A 20,051-nucleotide genomic window follows, 5' to 3' on the forward strand; every position below is an offset into this window, starting at 1 on the left:
GGTGCCGTGGAGAGCCGTGATGCCCCAGCCCGACGACCGAGACCTGCGCCACCAGGCGCGCATGCTGCGTAAAAAAGCCGTGATCGATGAACGCATCGCCAACGCCGGTGGCGACTGCGGCGTGCTGCTGGTGCTCGGCGGCAACGGCAAGGGCAAGAGCAGCTCTGCTTTCGGCATGCTCGCCCGCGCCCTGGGCCACGGTATGCGCTGTGGTGTGGTGCAGTTCATCAAGGGCCGCAACAGCACCGGCGAGGAGCTGTTCTTCCGCCGCTTCCCCGATGAGGTGAGCTACCACGTGATGGGTGAGGGCTTCACCTGGGAAACCCAGGACCGCCAGCGTGACATCGCCGCCGCCCAGGCCGCGTGGATCAAGGCCCGCGAGCTACTGGCCGACCCGGCCATCGGCCTGGTGGTGCTCGACGAGCTCAACATCGCCCTCGAACACGGCTACCTGGAACTCGACCAGGTGCTGGAAGACCTGCAAGCCCGCCCGGCGATGCAGCACGTGGTGGTCACCGGCCGGGGCGCCAAGCCCGAGCTGGTTGAGCTGGCCGACACTGTGACCGAAATGGGCATGGTCAAGCACGCGTTTGCCGCCGGCATTCGCGCGCAGAAGGGCGTGGAGCTGTGAGCGAGCCGCGCCATTGCCCAGCGGTGCTGGTCGCAGCTCCGGCGTCCGGCCAGGGCAAAACCACCGTTACCGCAGCCCTTGCACGCTTGCATCGCCAGCAGGGCCGGCGCGTGCGGGTGTTCAAGTGCGGGCCCGACTTCCTCGACCCGATGATCCTGCAGCGCGCCAGCGGCGCGCCGGTGTATCAGCTCGACCTCTGGATGATCGGCCACGCGCACAGCCAGCGCCTGTTGTGGGAAGCGGCCGGGGATGCCGACATCATCCTGATCGAAGGGGTGATGGGGCTGTTCGACGGCACGCCTTCGAGCGCCGACCTGGCCCGCGCTTTCGGCGTGCCGGTGCTGGCGGTGATCGACGGCAAGGCCATGGCGCAAACCTTCGGCGCATTGGCGCTGGGCCTGGCCAGCTACCAGCGTGAGCTGCCGTTCGCCGGCGTGCTGGCCAACCGCGTCGGCAGCGCGCGCCACGCGCAGTTGCTGGAGGGCAGCTTGCCCGAAGGCCTGCGCTGGTACGGCGGCCTGCCGCGCGACAGCGCCATCGAGCTGCCCAGCCGCCATCTGGGGCTGGTGCAGGCCGATGAGCTGGCGCATCTGGACACCCTGCTCGACGCCGCCGCCCAGGCGCTGGCTGGCTCCTGCGACCACCCCTTGCCGCCACCGGTGCGTTTCGAAGCGCCGGGCAGCGAGCACCATAGAGCCAGCCCTGGCCGGCCAGCGTATCGCCGTGGCCCGTGACGAGGCGTTTGCCCTTCTCTACCCGGCCAACCTGGCGCTGCTGCAAGCCATGGGCGCCGAGCTGTGCTTCTTTTCGCCGCTGCACGATCAGGCGCTGCCGGCCTGCGACAGCCTCTACCTGCCCGGCGGCTACCCCGAGTTGCACCACCAGGCGCTGGCAGCCAACCAGGCGATGCTGGCGCAGTGGCCGCGCATCACGCAGCCGGCAAGCCGCTGCTGGCCGAATGCGGCGGCATGCTCTACCTGCTCGAAAGCCTCACCGACGTACACGGGCAGCGCGCCGCGCTTGCCGGCCTGCTACCGGGGCATGCGCAGATGCAGCCCAAGCTTGCCGCGTTGGCGTTGCAACAGGTGCAATTGCCTGAAGGCGAGCTGCGCGGGCACACCTTCCACCATTCGCTCACCGATACCCCGCTTACGCCACTGGCACGCGGCACCAGCCCCAACGGCGGGCGTGGGGCCGAGGCCGTGTACCGGCTGGGCCGGCTCACGGCCTCCTACGTGCATTTCTATTTCCCTTCCAACCCTGGCGCGGTCGCCCGGCTGTTCAGTGCAGCGCCAGGCGAGGTGCGCGCGGCATGAGCGAGCACGCTTTCAGCGAAGCCGAACGCCTGGCGCTGTACCGCGCCATCGCCGAGCGCCGCGACATGCGCCACTTCATCGGCGGCCAGGTAGAGCCGCAGGTGATGGCACGCCTGCTCAAGGCGGCGCACCAGGCCCCGAGCGTGGGCCTGATGCAGCCCTGGCGCTTCATTCGTATCACCGAGCCTGCGTTGCGCCAGGGCATCCGCGACCTGGTCGAGCAGGAGCGGCTGAGCACTGCAGAGGCGTTGAACGAGCGCAGCGACCAGTTCATGCACCTGAAGGTCGAGGGCGTGCTCGACTGCGCCGAGCTATGGGTGGCGGCGCTGATGGACGGCCGCGAAGCGCACATCTTCGGCCGCCGCACCTTGCCGGAGATGGACCTGGCGTCGCTGGCCTGTGCCATCCAGAACCTGTGGCTGGCCGCCCGCGCCGAGGGCCTGGGCATGGGCTGGGTATCGCTGTTCGACCCCGCCGCGCTGGCCGAACTGCTGGCCATGCCCGAGGGCGCAAAGCCGTTGGCCGTGCTGTGCCTGGGGCCGGTGGAAGCGTTCTACCCGGCACCGATGCTGGTGCTTGAAGAGTGGGCAGAGGAAAAACCGTTGGAGCAGATGATCTTCGAAAACCGCTGGGGCACTGCGCCATGAGCCTGGCGTTGATGTGTTTTTGCGCCGTGGCGTTGGACGCCTTGCTCGGTGAACCGAAACGCTGGCACCCGCTGGTGGGCTTTGGCCGCCTGGCACAACGCCTGGAGCAGCGCTTCAATGCCGGTGGCCGCGGCTGGCGCAGCCATGGGGTCACGGCCTGGCTGGTGGCGGTGGTGCCGTTGACCCTGCTGTTCACCGCGCTGGCGTGGCTGCCGCTGGTCGGCACGTTGGTGCAGGTGCTGGCGCTGTACCTGGCCATCGGCATGCGCAGCCTGGGCGAGCACGTGATGCCGGTGGCGCGAGCACTGCAGGCCGGTGACCTGCCACAGGCGCGGCAGCGTGTGAGCTACCTGGTCAGCCGCCATACCGAGGAGCTCGACGAAACCGGCGTCGCTCGCGCGGCCACCGAATCGGTGCTGGAGAACGGCAGCGACGCGATCTTCGCCGCGTTGTTCTGGTTCGTTGTGGCCGGCGTGCCGGGGGTGGTGCTGTACCGCCTGAGCAACACCCTCGATGCCATGTGGGGCTACCGCAACGAACGCTTCGAGCGCTTCGGCTGGGCCGCAGCGCGCATCGACGACGTGCTCAACTACGTGCCAGCACGGCTGGTGGCACTGACCTACGCGCTGCTGGGCCGCACCGCCCTGGCCCTGCGCTGCTGGCAGCGCCAGGCGCCGCAGTGGGACAGCCCCAACGCAGGCCCGGTGATGGCCGCCGGGGCCGGCGCGCTGGGCGTGGAGCTGGGCGGCGCTGCGACCTACCACGGCGAGGTGCATACCCGCGCGCAACTGGGTGAAGGCCCGCCGGCCGATGCATCGTCCATCGAGCGCGGCTGGCAGCTGGTGCAGCGCGGGGTGTGGTTATGGCTGCTGATTATTGCTCTGGGAGCGCTGCTCGATGCTTGAACACGGCGGCAAGCTCAAGGCTGCTGCCGAGCGCTTCGGTGTGCCGCTTGCGCAGTGGCTCGACCTTTCCACGGGCCTTGCGCCCTGGCCGTTCCAGGTGCCGGAGATTCCGCTCAAGGCCTGGGCGCGGCTGCCGGAAACCGACGACGGCCTGGAGGCTGCCGCGCGCCAGTACTACAACGCCAGCCAGTTGCTGGCGGTGCCCGGCTCGCAAGCGGCCATTCAAGCGCTGCCTCGGCTGCGCCGGCCGGGCAAGGTGGCGGTGCTCTCGCCCTGTTACGCCGAGCACGCCGAGGCCTGGCGCCGCGGCGGGCATGTGGTGCGGGAAATCGCCGACGCCGAGGTGGACTACTTTCTCGACAGCGTCGATGTGCTGGTGGTGGTGAACCCCAACAACCCGACCGGGCGCATGCTTAGCGCCAACGAGCTGTTGCAGTGGCACGCGCGGCTCAGCCAGCGCGGCGGCTGGCTGGTGGTGGACGAGGCCTTCATGGACACCACCCCGGAACTGTCGCTGGCGCTGCACGCCGAGAGGCCAGGGCTGGTGGTGCTGCGCTCGTTCGGCAAATTCTTCGGCCTGGCCGGTGTGCGCCTGGGCTTCGTGCTCGGAGAAGGGCGGCTGTTGCGGCTGCTGGCCGAGCAGATCGGTCCCTGGGCGGTGCCTGGCCCCACCCGCGAGGTCGGCCGCGCCTGCCTGCTGGATGTAGCGGCGCAACGTGCTCAGGTGGAGCGCAGCCTCGCTGCCAGCCAGCGCCTGGCGGCTTTGCTGGCGGCCCACGGGTACGCGCCGCAAGGCGGTTGCGCGCTGTTCCAATGGTTTTGTACTGCCCATGCGCTGGCGCTTCACGAGCACATGGGCGCGCGCGGCATCCTGCTGCGCCTGTTCGTTCACAACAGCAGCCTGCGCCTGGGCCTGCCGCCGGATGATGCCGGCTTCGAGCGCCTGGCCGATGCCCTGGAGGCTTTCAGCACATGCCAACCCTGATGGTGCAAGGCACCACCTCCGATGCCGGTAAAAGCACCCTGGTGAGCGCGTTGTGCCGCTGGTACCGACGCCAGGGGCTGAGCGTCGTACCGTTCAAGCCGCAGAACATGGCGCTCAACAGCGCGGTGACTGCCGAAGGTGGCGAGATCGGCCGCGCCCAGGCGGTGCAGGCCCAGGCCTGCGGGCTGGCGCCGCACACCGACATGAACCCGGTACTGCTAAAACCCAACAGCGAAACCGGCGCGCAGGTGATCATCCACGGCAAGGCGGTCGGCAACATGAACGCCAGCGCCTACCACGGCTACAAGGCCACCGCGATGCAGGCGGTGCTGGCCTCGCACCAGCGCCTGCGCGAACGCTATGACCTGGTGCTGGTGGAGGGCGCCGGTTCGCCGGCCGAAATCAACCTGCGCGAGGGCGACATCGCCAACATGGGTTTCGCCGAGGCGGTGGATTGCCCGGTGATCCTGGTGGCCGACATCCACCGTGGCGGGGTGTTCGCCCACCTGGTCGGCACCTTGGCATTGCTCTCGGCCAGCGAACAGGCACGGGTCAAAGGCTTCGTCATCAACTGCTTCCGGGGCGACCTGGCGATGTTGCAGCCGGGCCTGGACTGGCTTGAGGCGCACACCGGCAAGCCGGTACTGGGCGTGCTGCCGTACCTGGCCGATCTGCACCTGGAGGCCGAAGACGGCCTTGACCGTCGGCAGAGCCTGAGCAAGGCCGAGCACGTGCTCAAGGTGATCGTCCCGGTGCTGCCACGCATCAGCAACCACACCGACTTCGACCCGTTGCGCCTGCACCCGCAGGTCGACCTGCAATTCATCGGGCCCGGCGAGCCGATCCCGCCTGCCGACCTGATCATCCTGCCCGGCTCCAAGAGCGTACGCAGTGACCTCGAACGCCTGCGCGCCGGTGGCTGGGAGGCGGCCATTGCGCGCCACCTGCGTTTCGGCGGCAAGCTGTTGGGCATTTGCGGCGGTTTGCAGATGCTCGGTGAGCGCATCGCCGACCCGCACGGCCTCGAAGGCCCGGCCGGCGACAGCGCCGGGCTCGGCTGGCTGGTACTGAGCACGCAACTGGAGCCGGAAAAACAACTGCGCAATGTGCAGGGCACCTTGTGCCAGGGGCAGGTGCCGGTGAGCGGTTATGAAATCCACGCGGGCGTCACTCGGGGCGCGGCGTTGCAACAGCCGGCAGTGTTGCTCGACGACGGCCGCAAGGACGGGGCGATCAGCTCTTGTGGCCAGGTGATGGGCACTTACTTGCATGGCCTGTTCGAAGGCCAGCAGGCTTGCCAGGCGCTGCTGCAGTGGGCTGGGCTCGAACAGGTGCAGCCGGTGGACTACCAGGCCCTGCGCGAGCGCGACATCGAGCGCCTGGCCGACCTTGTCGAGCGCCACCTGAACACTACGCAACTCAAGGCGCTAGGCGCGGAGGCGGCATGCTGCAACTGATCCTGGGCGGTGCCCGCTCCGGCAAGAGCGCCCTGGCCGAGCGCCTGGCGCTGCCATTGGCCGAGGTTACCTACATCGCCACCAGCCAGCCGGTGGATGCCGAGCTGGACGAACGCGTGCGCCTGCACCGCGCCCGGCGCCCGGCGCATTGGGCGCTGGTCGAAGAGCCGCTGGACCTGGCAGGCACGTTGCGCCGCCTGGCCCGGCCAGACCACTGCCTGCTGGTGGATTGCCTGACCCTGTGGCTGACCAACCTGCTGCTGCTCGAAGACGACGCGCGCCTGGAGCAGCATTGCCAGGCGCTGCTCGGCGCGTTGCCGGGCTTGCCCGGTGAGGTGATCTTCGTAAGTAATGAAAGCGGCCTGGGGGTGGTCCCCCTGGGCGAGCTGACGCGGCGTTACGTCGACCGCGCCGGCCTGTTGCACCAAGCCGTCGCCGCACAATGCCAGCGCGTGGTGCTGACGGTCGCCGGCCTTCCTCTTGTCTTGAAAGGGCCTTCCCTATGAGCCAGACCTGGTGGCTTGAACCCTGCAAAACTCCCGATTCGCAAGCGACCGAAGCCGCTTTGGCGCGCCAGCAGCAATTGACCAAACCTACTGGCGCCCTGGGCGAGCTGGAGGCTGCGGCGGTGCGCCTGGCCGGCCTGCAGGGGCGCGAGCGGCCGCAGGCCGAGCAGGTGTTCATCGCGTTGTTCCGCAGGCGACCACGGTGTGGTGGCCGAGGGCGTTTCGCCGTATCCGCAGGCCGTGACCGGGCAGATGCTGCTCAACTTCGTCAACGGCGGCGCTGCGATCAGCGTGTTGGCGCGGCAGCTCGGCGCGCAACTGGAGGTGGTCGACCTGGGCACGGTGAGCAACCTCTCGTTGCCGGGCGTGCGCCACCTCAACCTTGGCCCCGGCACTGCCAATTTCACACAAGGCCCAGCGATGTCGCAGGCTCAGCTGGAGCAGGCACTGGCGGCGGGGCGTGAGGCGGCGATGCGCGCTTGTGAAGGGGGCGCGGAACTGTTCGTCGCCGGTGAGATGGGCATCGGCAACACCACCGCGGCCAGCGCACTGGCGTGTGCATTGCTCGGCTGCGAGCCGGCGCTGATGGTCGGCCCCGGCACCGGCCTGGATGCCAGCGGCGTGCGCCACAAGGCCGAGGTGATAGGCCGTGCGCTGGCGTTGCATCGCCAGGCTCAAGGGCCGCTGGATATTCTGGCTGCTCTGGGCGGCTTCGAGATCGCTGCGCTGGTGGGCGCCTATCTGGGCTGCGCTCAACAGGGTGTGGCGGTGTTGGTCGATGGCTTTATATGCAGCGTTGCGGCCTTGATCGCCTGCCGCGTCAATGCGGGTGTTGCGCCATGGCTGTTCTTCGGCCACCAGGGCGCCGAGCCTGGCCATCGCGGTGTGCTTGAAGCCTTGCACGCCAAGCCGTTGCTGGCGCTGGGCCTGCGCCTGGGTGAGGGCAGTGGTGCTGCACTGGCGGTGCCATTGCTGCGCCTGGCTTGCGCACTGCACGGGCAGATGGCGACCTTCGCCGAAGCCGCCGTGGCTGATCGCCCGGCATGAACCTGCGCCTGAGCCTGCTGCGCCACGGTGAAACCGAATTGGGCGGCGCCTTGCGCGGCAGCCTGGACGACGCTCTCACCCCAGCGGGCTGGGCGCAGATGCAAGCCGCCGTGCAAGGGCAGGGGCCGTGGAACCGCGTGGTCAGCTCGCCACTGCAACGGTGTGCGGGTTTCGCGGCCACCCTGGGCTCGCCGTTGGTGCTGGAGCCGCGCCTGCAGGAGCTGCATTTCGGAGACTGGGAGGGCATGGCCCTGGCGCAAGTTCACGAGCAGTACAGCGAAGCGCTGGGCCGATTCTGGGCCTCGCCGTACGAGCACACACCGCCCAACGCCGAGCCGGTGGCCGCCTTTGCTGAACGGGTGTGGGCGGCCTTGGCAGACCTCGCCCGGCGGTACCCTGGCGAACATCTGCTACTGGTGACCCACGGCGGGGTGATGCGCCTGCTGCTGGCGGCAGCGCGGGGCGTGCCGCGTGATGCGCTGCTACAGGTCGCCGTCACCCATGGCCAGCTCAGCACGTTGATCTGGCAGAACGGGGAAGTGAGCGAGGTAACGACATGCTCGGCGGCCTGATCGCGTTGCAGTTCCTCAGCAGCCTGCCAGTGCGCTTGCCCGGCATGCCAAGCCCGCAAGCATTGGGCCGCTCGGTGCTCTGGTATCCGCTGGTGGGTGGCGTGTTCGCTGCGCTACTGGCCGTGTTGAGTGCCTTACTGGCCGCAGCGCCGCCACTGATGCACGCGGCGCTTGTTCTGGCTGCGTGGGTCGCGCTCAGTGGCGGGCTGCATCTGGACGGCCTGGCCGACAGCGCTGACGCATGGATCGGTGGCTATGGCGACCGCGAGCGCACCCTGGCGATCATGAAGGACCCGCGAAGCGGCCCGATGGCGGTGGTGGTGCTGGTGCTGCTGCTGTTGCTCAAGTTCGCCGCGCTGCTGGCATTGCTTGGCCTGGGCCTTGCGTGGTGGTGGGTACCGGTGCTGGGGCGCACGGCCTTGCTGGGCTTGTTCCTCACAACACCGTATGTACGCGCAGGGGGCCTTGGCGCGGCACTGGCTGCGCATTTGCCGCGCGAGGCAGGGTGGGCTGTGCTGGGAATGGTCGCATTGCTGAGCCTTTGGTTGCTGCCACTGGCGGTGCTGCTGGCAGGGTTGCTTGCCTTCATCGCCTTGCGCGGGTTGATGCTGCGCAGGCTTGGCGGCTGCACGGGGGATACCGCCGGCGCGATGCTGGAACTGCTCGAGTGCGTGGTGCTGGTGGCGGCTGCGCTGTATTGCTGACGCCCTCAAACACGAAACCGCCCAAAGGGGCGGTTTCGTTGTTCCGGCCTGCGTTTAGAAGCGGTAGGTCAGCGAGGTACCTACGTTGTGCGAAGTGTTCTTGTAGGTCGCGTTGTAACGGCCGCGAGTGGCACTGGCCAGGTTCACGTCGACGTCTTCTTCCTTGAGGTAGGAGTACGCCACGTCGATGGTCAGGTTCTGCGTTGGGCTGTAGCCTGCGCCCACGCTGAAGATGCGGCGGTCACCCGACGGAATGCGCGGCGAACGGTCGGTGTTGTTGGTCGGCGATTGGTCGAGCATCACGCCGGTGCGTAGCGTCCATTGCTGGTTGACCTTGTAGGCGACGCCCAGGGAGTGAGCCCAGGTGTCGTGCCATTTCTCTTCTTCGCTGACGGTGCCCAGGCGCGGGTTGTCGTTCTCCACGTCGATCGACTGCAGGCGGCTCCAGCGAGTCCAGGTGCTGCCACCGTAGAGGGTCCAGTGGTCGTCGAACTGGTGGGCTGAAGGAGGCGTCGACCGACTCGGGGGTATCGAGGCTCAGGGAGGCATCGTATTTGCCGGCGGCGCCGACCAGCGGGAACACGCCTCCTGCGGTCTTGACGTGGCCGTCCAGGTTGTAGCTGACCTTGGAGTGGTAGGTCAGGCCCAGGCGGGTCTTGTCGGTCGCTTGAACCATCAGGCCGATGTTGTAGCCCACAGCGGTGTCGTCGCCCTTGATCTTGACCGAGCCGTCGCCGAACGGGCCGCCCGGAACACGGGAAGTGAGTTCGCCTTCGATACGGTTGATGGTGGGGCCGAAGCCGATGGAGACGCGATCATTGAAGGCATAGCTGACGGTAGGCTGGAAGGTGATCACCTTCACGACGCTCTTGTCGGCGAAGTAGCGGCCGGCATAGCCACTTTCATAGTCGGTGGACAGGCCGAACGGCACGTACACACCAAAGCCGACCGACCAGTGATCGTCGAGGGGTTTGACGTAATAACCCATCGGGATGCCGACCAGCGGAACCATGTCACCGTCGTTGCTGCCCTGGGCAGCGGCATTGCGGCCGTCGATGTCGGTTTTGGCATAGATGGCGGCGGCGCCGACGGTGAACTGCTCCTGTTTGAGCCGCGACATGCCCGCAGGGTTGGAAGAGACAGTGGAGGCATCTTCGGCGGCAGAAGAGCGGCCGGCAAAGCTGGTGCCCATGCCGCTGACGGTCTGCTCGTTGATGGCGAAGCCGCTGGCGAAGATTTGCGAGGAGGCCAGGGTGATGGCCAGCCCCAGACCGGATTTGATCATTACATTATTTTTCATTTTTGTTGTGACTCCATGGTGATCAACGAGACGCAAAGTACCAACATTTTTTCGGCTGCGCTATAGGCGCTATCCGTGATGTTAGAGCGGTTTTGTCCGACAATCCAACCCGCATGGAAACAGAAGGAAACAGAGTTGGAGAATGACCGTTTGGTCAGCCGCAGCGCAGGCGCGTCCGACAAATTTCATCCGGGATGAATTCGCAGGCTGGGAGGGTGGAGAAAATGTATCGGTGTTTGTCGGCTTCGACCGCAGAGGGCAGAGGCAGAAGTGGCATCGCGCGTTCCTCCTTGAAACAGGCGGCGGGCCCCAGCGCTGGCAGCGGTGAGATCGAACGGGGCCCGGCCGTCGAGCCCGAAAGGGCGGGCTCGATTTCAAGTGTAGTGTGAATAAAGCGCGATAAAAGGCTGATCTGCCACCGTTTGTCGACTGCGTGGCAGCGCCTGTATCAGGCCAGAAGAGCCTGGCGGGTACGGTCGATCACGGCCTGCAGCGGCGCGGGAGTAGCGTATTGATCGGGGTAGACGCGCTCGCTGCGGCAAGCCACGCCGTGCTCGTTGACGACGGTGAAACTGAAGCTGCCGTTGCGCGGTGCCAGGATCAGGCACTTCAGGGGCGCAAATGCGTGAGTCAGGGTGTTGATGGCCTCGAAGGCCTGGGCGTTGTGATTCATTATGTGTGTTCCTGCTTGGGTCACGGATCAGAGCCGTGAGAAATCAAAACGTTCCAGTCACGCCAGCCCACACTGGGCCGCACGGAGAACCTGCTGGAACAATAGAGGCAGCTTGTGACGCCTGTGTGAATGCGAAACGAGCCGTAAGCCGTACAACGAAGCGAGCTCTTCTCCCGGCGCAGGTCCGCGCGGCGGGGCAAGGTTCTGGTCAATCTGCCGGGCGGCTGGGCCATCGAAGGCTAAGCCGGCTGGGCCGTGAGGGTCCGTTCAGGGCAGCTATGGAGGGTATCGGCAGATACTTGAAAAGCTGGAGGGGGGACTTGCGCGGCCAGGATTGAAGTGCAGCCTGGTACTGACAAGCGGCAAACCCTACAGGTACCGCTAAAATAAAGCAAGCAGTGAAAGCGGTAATTTGCAGCGTATAGAACCCGCCCAGCCCTCGGTTATGCGAAAAAGATCACAAAAAAGGTAAAACAAAGTGGTGCAGCCTCTTGCCTTCGTTTGGGGCGTTGTGCACATGCGGCACCAGATTGTCACATTCACCGCCACGCCTCGCCGAAGCGCTTTGCTAGCCTGCTGCGACTTTTTAAGTCAATGAAAAAAACGCTTTTTTTGGCTGGTGAAAAAATCGACAGTTTGTCTGCAGGCCCCATCCCATAAGCCTTTGCGAGATATTGCAGCGGGTTGTCCACTAGGTTATCCACAGCTTCTGTGGATTGTGCGGCGCAGCCCTTCTAGGCCGGGCGCTGGCGGGTTTTTCCTTTATGAACAATTGTTTCCCTGGTTGGGAAAACTCCACAAGCGGCCTCCGGGACAGCCCTCAGGCCCGAGGTCGATCACCTGACAGGCGCTGATGACTCAGCAAGGCTCTGAGCGCAGCTGGCTTGACCGGCTTGGGCAGGTATTCAAGGCCGGCGGCGTGCACGTGTGCGATGGTCTCCTGCCGCCCATCGGCACTGATGACCACCCCGGCAGCGGCGAGCCCATGCGAGCCCTCAACCAGGCCATCAGCTCAGGGCCGGTATCACCGCCGTCCAGGTGATAGTCCACCAGCACCACGTGGGGGCGTGCGCCTTGCGCGAGCAGGCCGATGCAGCTGTCACGGTCGCGAGCGGTGAACACCTCGCAGCCCCAGCGGCTCAGCAGGCTCTGCATGCCGGCCAGGATACTGTGTTCGTTGTCGACGCACAGTACGCGCAAGCCTGCCAACTGTTGGCCTGCGCGTGGTACCTCCGGCGCCGGCAAAGCAGGTGCGGTTGCCAATGGCACCTGCACGCTGAACAGGCTGCCGCGCCCTGGCCACGACTGCACCTGCAAACGGTGGCCGAGCAACCGGCACAGCCCGTCGGCGATCGCCAGCCCCAGGCCCAGGCCTTTTTCGGCGCGGGTCTGGTGGCTGTCCAGGCGCTGGAATTCTTCGAAGATCACTTGCAGCTTGTCGGCGGCGATGCCGGCGCCGCAATCCCATACCTGCAGCTCCAGATGCTCGCCGCGGCGGCGTGCGCCCAGAAGGATCGGGCTGCTGCCGTAGCGCAAGGCATTGGTCAGAAAGTTCTGCAGCACCCGACGCAGCAGCTTGATGTCGCTTTCGACGCGCATGCTGCTTGCACGGACGCGCACGTCGATCCCCTGCGCGCGGGCCAGCGCACCAAATTCGGCCGCCAGCGGATCGAACAGCTCGGACAACGCGAACACCCTGGGCTCGGGCACGATGCGCCCGTTTTCCAGCCGCGACAGGTCCAGCAGGTCGCTGATCAATTCCTCGGAAGAGTGCAGGGCGCTGTCCAGATGCTCCACCAACTGGCGCGCGTCGCCACCGAGCCGGTCGGCCTGGTGCAACAGCGCTGCGCAGAACAGCCTGGCGGCGTTCATCGGCTGCATCAGGTCGTGGCCCACGGCGGTGAGAAAACGGCCTTTGGAACGGCTGGCGCTTTCGGCGCGCGCCTTGGCGTCACTCAGCGCCTCGTTGAGCGCAGAGAGCTCACAGGTTCGCTCGGCCACCCTCAGTTCCAGGCTTTCATTGGCGTTTTTCAGCGCGCGCTCCGCTTCGCGGAAGGCAGTGATGTCGGTAAAACTCATGACAAAGCCGCCACCGGGCATGGGGTTGCCGATCAGCTCGATCACCTGGCCGTTGGGGAACACCCGCTCGGAGGTGTGCGCGCGCCCCTGGCGCATCCAGTGCAGGCGCCGCGCCACATGAACCTCGGCTTCGCCCGGGCCGCAGAAACCGCGCTCGGCGTTGAAGCGAATGATGTCTGCGATCGGCCTGCCCACCGCAATCAACCCGTCGGGGTAGTTGAACAGCTCCAGATAACGGCGGTTCCAGGCCACCAGTTGCAGGTTCTGGTCGACCACGCTGATGCCCTGGTTGATGTTCTCGATCGCGCCTTGCAGCAGCGCCCGATTGAATTGCAGCACCTCGCTGGTTTCATCGGCGATGCGCACCAGGTCGTCGAGCTGCATTTCGCGCCCCTCGATCGCCGCGCGCACCACGGCGCGTGTGGAGGAGCTGCCCAGCACACCGGCCAACAAGCGCTCGGTGTGGGCGATCCATTCACGGTCGGCCGGCTGGTTGGGGTTGAAGCCCTTGCCCTGGCGGTAGGCGAAGCGGTTGAAGCTGGCGCGGGCGCGGTCCTGGCCGACGAAGCGGCTGGCCAGTTGCAGCAGGTCGTCGAGCTGCACCGCCAGCAAGCCTCGGCCGCTGGTGCGCAGCGTTGCGTCCTGGCCGACGAAACGCCCCGCCTGCCAGTGCTCCGACACCCGCGTGCGCGACAGCAGCGACACCCACACGAACAGCGCAAAGTTACCGGCGAACGACAGCGCTACCCCTTGGGTGAGTGGCGAGATGGGCAGGTGCAGTGGGTTGCCATGCAGCCACGCCAGGCCCGGAAAGCTCGACAGCGGCAGGCCCAGGCTGTGCGCGGCCACCGGCAGCACCAGGGTGTAGAACCAGATGAAAATACCCGCTGCAAGCCCGGCGAACACGCCACGGCGGTTGGCCTGTTTCCAGTACAGCGCGCCCAGCATCGCGGGTGTGAGCTGGGTGATGGCGGCGAAGGCGATCTGGCCGATGGTGGCAAGGCTTGCGGTGGAGCCCAGCAGGCGGTAGCTCACGTAGGCCAGCAGCAGGATCACCACGATGCTTACCCGCCGTACGGTGAGCATCCAGTGGCGGAAGGCCTCGAACGGGCGCTCGGCGTTCTGCCGGCGCAGCAGGGTGGGCAGCAGGATATCGTTGGAGACCATGGTCGACAGCGCCACGGTGGCCACGATCACCATGCCGGTGGCCGCCGAAGCGCCGCCGAGAAAGGCCAGCAGCGCTAGCGCCGGATGTGCCTCGGCCAGCGGCAGGCTGATCACGAACGAGTCCGGCAGCACCGAGCCGGGCAGGTGCATCTGCCCGGCCAGGGCGATGGGGATCACGAACAGACCGGCCAGCGCCAGGTAGGCCGGGAATATCCAGCGCGCCAGGCGCAGGTCGGCAGGCTGGGTGTTTTCCACCACGATCACGTGAAATTGCCGCGGCAGGCAGATGATCGCCATCATCGCCACCGCGCTCTGCACCACCATGGCCGGCCAGTTGACGGTTTCCTGCCAGTAGTCCTGCAACTGCGGCGCCAGCTTCGCTTGCGTGAGCAGGTCGTCAAAGCCGTCGTAGAGGTTCCAGGTCACGAAGGCGCCTACCGCCAGAAACGCCAGCAGCTTCACTACCGCCTCGAAAGCGATCGCCAGCACCATGCCCCGGTGGTGCTCGGTTACGTCCAGGCTGCGCGTGCCGAAGACGATGGTGAACAGCGCCAGGGCCAGGGAGATCAGCATGGCGGTGTCTTGCACGCGGCTGCCGGTGGCGTCGGCACCGGCGCCGATCAGCAGGTTCACGCCCAGCACGATGCCCTTGAGCTGAAGGGCGATGTAGGGCAGCACGCCTACCAGGCAGATCAGCGTGACCACCACGGCCAGGCTCTGGGATTTGCCGTAGCGCGCGGCGATGAAGTCGGCGATGGAGGTGATGTTCTCCTGCTTGCTGATCAGCACCATCTTCTGCAGCACCCAGGGCGCGAACAGCATCAGCAGGATCGGCCCCAGGTAGATCGGCAGGAATGCCCACAGCTGTTCGGCGGCCTGGCCGACGGCGCCGAAGAAGGTCCAGCTGGTGCAATACACCGCAAGCGACAGGCTGTACACCCAGGCGCGCACACGCGGTGGCAACGGCGCGCTGCGCCGGTCGCCCCAGGTGGCAATTGCGAACATGATGGCCATGTAGGCCAGGGCGACGACGGCGATCAGGCCGCTGGACAGCGTCATGCGGGGGCTCCGGGTAGCTCGGGGGTGGGGCAGGGCGCAGTCTGGCACGGGCTGCGGCATTCGTCAGCGGCGACCTTGGTCGAGCTTTTTTCATGTGCCAGGCCTCAAGCCTTGCGTGGCGGTGTGTCTCGGCGCGATGCGGCGTGGTGTAATTGCGGTTTTGGCAGGCGGGCGAGGTTTGCGGTGGAGTTCTCCAACGGTTTTTTGCTGAGTTTGTCGTTGTGCCTGGATATCGGCGTGGCGAACATCGCGATGATCACCCTGGCCATGCAGCGCGGCACGCTTGAGGGGTTCTGGCTGGGGCTCGGAACCTGTTTCGGGGACTTGTTCTACGCAGTGCTGGCTTTGGCGGGCATGGCGGTGCTGCTGCGTTTCGAGGCGGTGCGTTGGGTACTCTGGCTGGGCGGCTCGGCGTTGCTGGTGCTGTTTGCGGTGAACATGCTGCGCAGCGCCTGGCGCGGCGGCGGCAGCCTTGAGGCACAAGGGCAGGCGGCGGTCAGCGGTGGGCTGCGTGCGTTCGTACGCGGGTTTTTCCTGGCGGTGTCTTCGCCGAGCGCGATTCTATGGTTCGCTGCGGTGGGCGGTGCGCTGATTTCGCGCGCCGGTGGGCATGGTGCGTTGAGTACCGGCCTGTTCCTGGCAGGGTTTTTCTGCGCAGGGCTGGCGTGGTCGGCGGGGCTGTGCCTGGCGGCGGCGCAAGGCGGGCGTTGGCTGGGGGCTGGGTTGCTGCGAGGCTGTTATGCAGTCTCGGCGGTGATCTTCAGCTATTTTGCGGTGTACGTGATCGTTTCGGGGTATCGGGAGTTTGTCGGGTAACGGCAGCTTTGCATGTCGTCCGTGGCACGTCGCCCGGCAAGCCGGCCTCCCACCAAAAAAACCGTAGTGAGCGCAGTTCACAGGGTGGGAGAGCGGCTTGCCGCGCGACGTTCAGGGCGGCAATCAGTTATTGAGCTGCGTAGCGAACTGCTCCACCGCCCCGACCACTTTCTTGGCCCCGTCCTGAATCTCGACGATCACCACCCCGGCCTGACTGGCCAGCTCCAGCCCCGACTCCGCCTGGGCTTTACCTGTGCCAATCACCGACACCGCGTCGCCTGCAAGCTTCTGGTTCTGCTGCACCACGCCTGCGATCTCGGCGGTGGCCTGGGTGGTGCGCGAGGCGAGCTGGCGCACTTCGTCGGCCACAACCGCAAAGCCCCGGCCTTGTTCACCGGCACGTGCTGCTTCGATGGCGGCGTTGAGGGCAAGCAGGTTGGTTTGCTCAGCGATGCCGCTGATGGTCTTGATGATGTTGCTGATCACCTGGCTTTGCTGGTCGAGCGCCTCGATGCCCTCGGCCGCTTCCTGCATGTGCCGCGCCAGTTCGCGCATCACCGACACTGTTTGCTGCACTACCTCCGCACCGCGCTGGGCACTGCTGTCGGTGTGCACCGAGGTGCTGTAGGCGATGTTGGCGGCCTCGGCCACGGCCTGCTCCTGGTTCACCTGGTCGGTAATGACCGTGGCGAACTTGACCACTTTGCACAGCTGGTCGTTGGCGTCGATCACCGGGTTGTAGGAGGCTTCGAGCCACACCAGGCGGCCCATGCTGTCGACCCGCTTGAAGCGTTCGGCGACGAACTCGCCACGCCGCAGGCGCTCCCAGAACGCCTTGTACTCAGCCGACGCGGCATCTTGCGGGGTGCAGAACTGGCTGTGATGGCGGCCCTTGATCTGCTCCAGACGGTAGCCCATCGCGTTGAGGAAGCGGTCGTTGGCCATCAGCACATTGCCTTGCAGGTCGAATTCGATCACGGCGGTCGAGCGCAGCAGGGCATTGATGAAGCTTTCGTGCTCACGGGATTTTTCGATGGTGCGAGTCAGGTCCGCGCCATACAGCGAGAACTTCATGACGTGCCCCTGCGCGTCGCGCACCGGGTGCATGATCATGCGCAGCCAGGCTTCTTCGCCGCCCTTGCGCTCCAGGCGCATGGCGCCGCTGAAGTGCTCGCCACGGCTGATTGCGCTGCGAATGCGCTGGTGAAAATCAGTGTTCTTCACGTGCGCTGGGACAAGATCATCCAGCGCTTTTCCCACCACTTCCTGGCTTCGGTAGTGCAATTCCTTCTCGAAGTTGGCGTTGACGGTAACGATGTGCCCTTGAGGGTCCAGACGGATGTGAATCATCTCGGCATCCAGCCCTTCGCGGACCTGGCGAATGCTGGCCACTTCTTCGCGCAGAGCGGCCAATTCCTGTTTGTAGCGCTTATTGAAGAACATCGAGTGGCACCTGATCGAGTGCAAGGGAAGTAATCATTTCATCGTCACGCCGCGCCAGTGCTTGAGGATTGGAGCCGAAAATTTTTTTCGGCCCCGGAACTTTCACGCCTCAGGCCGCTTGAGTGTAGCGGTTGCAGGCGAAACCATGGCCATTTGCTGCTCCTCCAGCAGCAGGGCGAGCGCCTCGGCGTCGATGGGCCTACTCAGGTAGAAGCCCTGCACTTCGTTGCACTGGTCTTTTGCCAGCGTAGCCAATTGTTGCTCGGTCTCCACCCCTTCAGCGGTCACCTTCAGGCCCATCGCACGTGCCAGATTGATGATGGCTTGCACCACCGCCCGGTCGCTCGCTGACCCGTGATGGCCCAAGGTTGCAATGAACCGCTTGTCGATCTTGATGCTGTCGAACGGGTAGGTGCGCAGGTAGCCCAGCGAGGAATAGCCGGTGCCGAAGTCATCCATGTTCAGGCGCACCCCCAGCTCCTTGAGTGCCTGCAGGGTAGAAAGGGCGTTGTCGATGTCGCCCAGCATCACGTTCTCGGTGATCTCAAGCTCCAGCCGCGAGGCCGGGAAGCCGGTCTGCAACAGGATCTGGTGGATGTCGGCGACCACGTCGCTGCGGATGAACTGCGCCGGAGAGAGGTTCACCGACACCATCACCGACTCGGGCCAATGCAGGGCGGTTTCGCACGCCTGGCGCAGCACCCAGCGGCCCAACGGCACGATCAGGTCGGTCTGCTCGGCCAGCCCGATGAACAGGTCCGGGCCCAGCAGGCCCTCGACCGGGTGGTTCCAGCGCACCAGCGCCTCGACCGAGGCAATGTGCAACGGCTCGATCTGGTAACGCGGCTGGTAGTGCAGCACGAATTCTTCCTGGCGCAGCGCCAGGCGCAATTCCTGTTCGAGCTGGCGGCGGTGCTGGATCTGCTCGCCCATCTGCTCGGCGTAATGCCGCCACGGCCGGGTGCCATCGGCACGGGCCTGGAACAAGGCGATGTCGGCGCAGCGCAGCAGCTCCTGGCCGTCTCCGCCTTCGCCACTGCCCTGCGCTATGCCGATACAGGCACTGACTTCCAGCAGCTGAGTCTGGTAATGCACCGGCAGTTGCAGGCGCTCGATCAGCCGCTCGCAGAAGCGGTCGATTTCCGCAAGGTGGTGCAGGTGGTTGAGCACCAGTGCGAACTCATCACCGCCCAGTCGCGCCACCAGGTCCATCTCGCGGGTGCTGTCACGCAGGCGGTGGGCGGTTTCCAGTAGCACGCTGTCACCAGCGCCGTGGCCGAAGCTGTCGTTGATGGCCTTGAAGCCGCGCAGGTTGATCACCAGCAGGGTCAGTGGCAGCACGGGCTGGGTGGTGGCCAGGCTGTCGTCCAGGTAGCGCGCCAGCAGGTGGCGGTTGGGCAGGCCGGTGAGGGCGTCGTGCAGTGACAGGTGCTGGATGCGCGCGTGGGCGGCCACTTCCTCGGTGATGTCGGTGGCGGTGCCTCGAAAGCCGATGAGTTGGCCCTTGATCAGGATGGGCCGGGCCGATACCCGGCAATAGCGCTGCTCGCCGCGGTTGTCGCGGTAGCTGCAGCGCAGGTTTGACAGGCTCGCCTGGGTCTCGGGCAAGGTGGCAAGCCACGGGCCGATCGGCGTGGTGTCGCAGGTCAGCAACTGCTCGAGCGGGTGGCCCAGCCATTCCTGGCCGGTGAAGCCGGTGACGGCTGCGAAGCGGCCGGAGAGGTAGGTGACCCGGCTACGTTGGTCGGTCTCCCAGATCCAGTCGGATGTCGCCTCGGCAACGGCGCGGAAGCGCTCCTCGCTGGCCTCCAGCGCATCGCTGCTCTTGCGCAGCGAGCGCAGGTTGTTGTCGATCTGGCGCAGGGCCCGCAAGGCGAAACGGAAGCAATAGCTCAGCAGCAGCGCCAGCACCGCTGCGATGGCGAGCATGCTCGGCAGCAGCGTCCAGAGCAGGTGGGCGCCGGGGCTGGGAGATTGCCAGGTGAGCTTGAGGGCGGTGCCGGGCAAGTCTACGCGGGGCACAGCCGCTGTGTCGGCGGTGGTACGCATCTGGCCCAGGCCGGCCTGGCGGCCCAGCTCGAGCAGTTCGTCAGGGCCGAGGGTATCGATCAACACCAGCACTGGCGTTGATGTTTCACCCTCTTCGCTCAGGGGTGGGATCGCTGCGGCGGTCAGCAGCGCGGGGGCGCCGTTGAGCAGGGTATAGCGGGAGATGGCGGCGTGCAGGGGCAAGGCCTGGCGCGCAGCGGCCAGCACGTCGGCCTGGGAGAGGCCTGTCAGGTCGGCAAGGCTCAGCTCGCTGGGTTGGCCCTGGTAAAGGGTGTAGAGCGGGTGATGGTCGGCCAGCACCAGCACAGCGTCGAAGCGCTGCTGAGCCCAGAGCGTTTGCCCAGGGTCGCTGGCCTTGGCGCCGGCAGTCTCCGGCTGGCCACCCCATTGCGGGTACAGCTCTGCCCGCGCCGCATAGCTCAGGGCGATATCCCGGTGGGTCGCCGCGCGGGCTTCCAATGCCTGGCGCGCGGTTTGCCGGCTCTGCCGCGCCTGCTCGCGGTCGAGCCCCTGGGCAATGCCCCAGAGTGCGAACGCAGCGATCAGGAACGCGGCGGCGAACAGCGCGCCGATCAACGCCAGGAATCGGCGTGTCCGCCTCAGGTGGCCGAAGGCCGCCGGTGTGGGGGAAATGCTTTGCATGGGTGTGCCAGTCCCCGCTGTCGTCATGGGGTATCGGCCGCCTAGGGAACGAG

The 20,051-nt window shown here is 66.2% G+C and carries 13 protein-coding genes and 5 pseudogenes; 11 read left to right on the forward strand and 7 right to left on the reverse strand.

Translation table 11 applies throughout. The features are described 5' to 3' along the window. Nucleotides 1-19: 19 nt before the first annotated feature. The 10 genes and pseudogenes from cobO to LN139_RS04605 all read left to right on the forward strand — a co-directional run bounded on the left by cobO (nucleotide 20) and on the right by LN139_RS04605 (nucleotide 8,770). On the forward strand, nucleotides 20-631 hold the full coding sequence (gene cobO, locus LN139_RS04560) for a cob(I)yrinic acid a,c-diamide adenosyltransferase (protein ID WP_236358968.1): 612 nt from the start codon (nucleotides 20-22) through the stop codon (nucleotides 629-631). Next, nucleotides 628-1,947 (forward strand): annotated as a pseudogene (locus tag LN139_RS04565) (cobyrinate a,c-diamide synthase). The gene cobO and the pseudogene LN139_RS04565 overlap by 4 nt, the downstream one beginning before the upstream one ends. Next, nucleotides 1,944-2,594: a 5,6-dimethylbenzimidazole synthase gene (gene bluB, locus LN139_RS04570; protein ID WP_236358969.1), complete on the forward strand. Its 651-nt coding sequence runs from the start codon at nucleotides 1,944-1,946 to the stop codon at nucleotides 2,592-2,594. The pseudogene LN139_RS04565 and the gene bluB overlap by 4 nt, the downstream one beginning before the upstream one ends. Further along, complete coding sequence (cbiB, locus tag LN139_RS04575) at nucleotides 2,591-3,499, forward strand: adenosylcobinamide-phosphate synthase CbiB (protein ID WP_236358970.1); 909 nt, start codon at nucleotides 2,591-2,593, stop codon at nucleotides 3,497-3,499. The genes bluB and cbiB overlap by 4 nt, the downstream gene beginning before the upstream one ends. Continuing rightward, nucleotides 3,492-4,484 (forward strand): threonine-phosphate decarboxylase CobD, encoded by a 993-nt coding sequence (cobD, locus tag LN139_RS04580; RefSeq protein WP_236358971.1) that lies wholly within the window; start codon nucleotides 3,492-3,494, stop codon nucleotides 4,482-4,484. Before cbiB ends, cobD begins: the two co-directional genes overlap by 8 nt. After that, a complete protein-coding gene (locus LN139_RS04585) occupies nucleotides 4,472-5,941 on the forward strand; it encodes a cobyric acid synthase (protein WP_236358972.1) in 1,470 nt (489 codons plus the stop codon). The genes cobD and LN139_RS04585 overlap by 13 nt, the downstream gene beginning before the upstream one ends. Continuing rightward, the gene (cobU, locus tag LN139_RS04590; RefSeq protein WP_236358973.1) at nucleotides 5,929-6,447 is read left to right on the forward strand and encodes a bifunctional adenosylcobinamide kinase/adenosylcobinamide-phosphate guanylyltransferase; all 519 of its coding nucleotides are present in this window, start codon (nucleotides 5,929-5,931) and stop codon (nucleotides 6,445-6,447) included. Before LN139_RS04585 ends, cobU begins: the two co-directional genes overlap by 13 nt. Next, a pseudogene (gene cobT, locus LN139_RS04595) lies at nucleotides 6,444-7,494 on the forward strand (nicotinate-nucleotide--dimethylbenzimidazole phosphoribosyltransferase). Before cobU ends, cobT begins: the two are co-directional and overlap by 4 nt. Continuing rightward, nucleotides 7,491-8,066, forward strand: coding sequence for a histidine phosphatase family protein (locus tag LN139_RS04600; protein ID WP_236358974.1), 576 nt, complete (start codon nucleotides 7,491-7,493; stop codon nucleotides 8,064-8,066). The pseudogene cobT and the gene LN139_RS04600 overlap by 4 nt, the downstream one beginning before the upstream one ends. Further along, on the forward strand, nucleotides 8,051-8,770 hold the full coding sequence (locus LN139_RS04605) for an adenosylcobinamide-GDP ribazoletransferase (protein ID WP_236358975.1): 720 nt from the start codon (nucleotides 8,051-8,053) through the stop codon (nucleotides 8,768-8,770). The genes LN139_RS04600 and LN139_RS04605 overlap by 16 nt, the downstream gene beginning before the upstream one ends. A 54-nt stretch (nucleotides 8,771-8,824) precedes the next feature. On the opposite strand, the pseudogene LN139_RS04610 reads toward LN139_RS04605, so the two are convergent. The 4 genes and pseudogenes from LN139_RS04610 to LN139_RS04625 all read right to left on the reverse strand — a co-directional run bounded on the left by LN139_RS04610 (nucleotide 8,825) and on the right by LN139_RS04625 (nucleotide 15,048). Beyond that, nucleotides 8,825-10,070, reverse strand: a pseudogene (locus tag LN139_RS04610) (OmpP1/FadL family transporter). A 448-nt stretch (nucleotides 10,071-10,518) separates the two neighbouring features. Beyond that, nucleotides 10,519-10,743 carry a hypothetical protein gene (locus LN139_RS04615; protein WP_236358976.1) on the reverse strand — a complete coding sequence of 75 codons (225 nt, stop codon included), beginning with the start codon at nucleotides 10,741-10,743 and terminating at the stop codon, nucleotides 10,519-10,521. Between the two features lie 539 nt (nucleotides 10,744-11,282). Continuing rightward, nucleotides 11,283-11,435 (reverse strand): hypothetical protein, encoded by a 153-nt coding sequence (locus LN139_RS04620; RefSeq protein ID WP_236358977.1) that lies wholly within the window; start codon nucleotides 11,433-11,435, stop codon nucleotides 11,283-11,285. A gap of 128 nt (nucleotides 11,436-11,563) precedes the next feature. Continuing rightward, nucleotides 11,564-15,048, reverse strand: a pseudogene (locus LN139_RS04625) (hybrid sensor histidine kinase/response regulator). A 183-nt stretch (nucleotides 15,049-15,231) separates the two neighbouring features. On the opposite strand from LN139_RS04625, the gene LN139_RS04630 reads away from it, so the two are divergent. Further along, nucleotides 15,232-15,864, forward strand: coding sequence for a LysE family translocator (locus tag LN139_RS04630; RefSeq protein WP_236358978.1), 633 nt, complete (start codon nucleotides 15,232-15,234; stop codon nucleotides 15,862-15,864). A gap of 123 nt (nucleotides 15,865-15,987) precedes the next feature. Here LN139_RS04630 and LN139_RS25415 read toward each other — a convergent pair whose 3' ends face one another. The 3 genes and pseudogenes from LN139_RS25415 to LN139_RS04640 form a co-directional block, all read right to left on the reverse strand. Next, nucleotides 15,988-16,419, reverse strand: a complete 432-nt coding sequence (locus LN139_RS25415; protein ID WP_442964411.1) for a methyl-accepting chemotaxis protein — start codon at nucleotides 16,417-16,419, stop codon at nucleotides 15,988-15,990. A 108-nt stretch (nucleotides 16,420-16,527) separates the two neighbouring features. Next, nucleotides 16,528-17,307, reverse strand: a pseudogene (locus LN139_RS25420) (PAS domain-containing protein); the annotation flags it as partial. 102 nt (nucleotides 17,308-17,409) lie between these two features. Next, a complete protein-coding gene (locus LN139_RS04640; protein ID WP_236358980.1) occupies nucleotides 17,410-19,998 on the reverse strand; it encodes a putative bifunctional diguanylate cyclase/phosphodiesterase in 2,589 nt (862 codons plus the stop codon). Nucleotides 19,999-20,051 lie beyond the last annotated feature (53 nt).

Source organism: Pseudomonas sp. KNUC1026 (assembly GCF_021650705.1).
GTDB lineage: Bacteria > Pseudomonadota > Gammaproteobacteria > Pseudomonadales > Pseudomonadaceae > Aquipseudomonas.